Source organism: Pedobacter hiemivivus, assembly GCF_004331685.1.
Lineage (GTDB): Bacteria > Bacteroidota > Bacteroidia > Sphingobacteriales > Sphingobacteriaceae > Pedobacter > Pedobacter hiemivivus.
On record NZ_SJSM01000060.1, the window covers coordinates 1 to 1,278 of the forward strand.

Sequence of the window (1,278 nt, forward strand, 5' to 3'; positions counted from 1 at the left end):
CGCGTAAGTCGTTAATAATCAGTTAATTATGTTGTTTTTCTCACAAGAAATCACTATCTTAATGGCTGATAATCAATGAGGTATGGCTGTATTTAAAGATCATAAAATAAACATAAACCACCTGTTAGGATTCATTCCGGAAGCGCTTATAGCACATCTGTCAGTAAATACCAAAATCGATCACTATGCAAAAGTTCTACATGGTAAAAAGATGTTTTACTTATTGCTCTATGGCCTTTTGGAAAACGAAAAGCTTAGCCAGCGGACATTAGAAGACACCTTCAACGACTCCGTGTTTAAAATACTTTTCAACCTAGATGAAGAAGAAAAGGTACGTAGGAGTTCTATTTCAGAAAGGCTCTCTAAAATGGATCCGGACTATTTTAAGCAGATATACGAAKGCATTTATGATCAGTTTTCAGCGTTGTACTCTTTAACCGAAAGAACGCAATATAACTTGATCCGGGTAGATAGTTCGATGGTTAGTGAGACTTGTGGTAAATTAAGCGAGGGCCTGGACAACAAAAGTGGTAAGAAAGCAGTTAAATATAGTATTGCCTTTGATGGTATTTTGCCTTGCCATTCCAATCTGTTTACCTCTTCATGCTATGGCAGTGAAGAYATTGCCTTGCCCGAGGCGGTAATGGAACATGTAAAAAAAGAAAGTGGTCACCAGAATATTTACGTGCTTGACAGAGGCTTGCAATCCACCAAACAGAAAGTTTGTTGAGCTGGAATCATTTGTTCATGAAAATCAGGATTTAGATCTGGGCGAATCCACGCTGATCAAAGACTGTAAAGTGCAATTGTATACCGGGATTGCCATTCATAAAAAGAGTGGAAAAAAGTATTTCAATGAACAGCTGACAAATAACCATTTCCGTCTGGTTGTGATACAAAGCAAAATAGAAGACAAACAATACTACTTTTTAACCAATGATTTTCAGCGATCGGCTAAAGAAATCGCTCAGGCATATAGACGGCGGTGGGATATCGAGGTATTCTTTCGTTTTTTAAAACAGGAACTCAATCTAAGTCACCTTATCTCATTGAACAAGAATGGAATACAGATCATCTTATACATGACCTTAATTGTGGCAATGATGGTCCTGATGTATAAAAAAGCTAACGACCTAAGTTATAAAACGGCTAAAAGAAGACTAGCTATGGAAGTCAGAGACCTGGCAATGGCTTTAATTGTCGTACAATGTGGAGGAGATCCTGGACTGTTTTTCAAGACATAAAAGAAATGGTCGGAATTTCTTCCGACCATGACTG

At 37.8% G+C, this 1,278-nt stretch carries 2 protein-coding genes; both read left to right on the forward strand.

Annotation, left to right across the window (positions count from 1 at the left end; genetic code table 11):
- Positions 1-82 precede the first annotated feature (82 nt).
- The gene (locus EZ444_RS27705) at positions 83-730 is read left to right on the forward strand and encodes a hypothetical protein (protein ID WP_225874873.1); all 648 of its coding nucleotides are present in this window, start codon (positions 83-85) and stop codon (positions 728-730) included.
- Positions 690-1,244 (forward strand): transposase, encoded by a 555-nt coding sequence (locus tag EZ444_RS27710; protein WP_225874874.1) that lies wholly within the window; start codon positions 690-692, stop codon positions 1,242-1,244. The genes EZ444_RS27705 and EZ444_RS27710 overlap by 41 nt, the downstream gene beginning before the upstream one ends.
- The last annotated feature ends 34 nt before the right edge of the window (positions 1,245-1,278 follow it).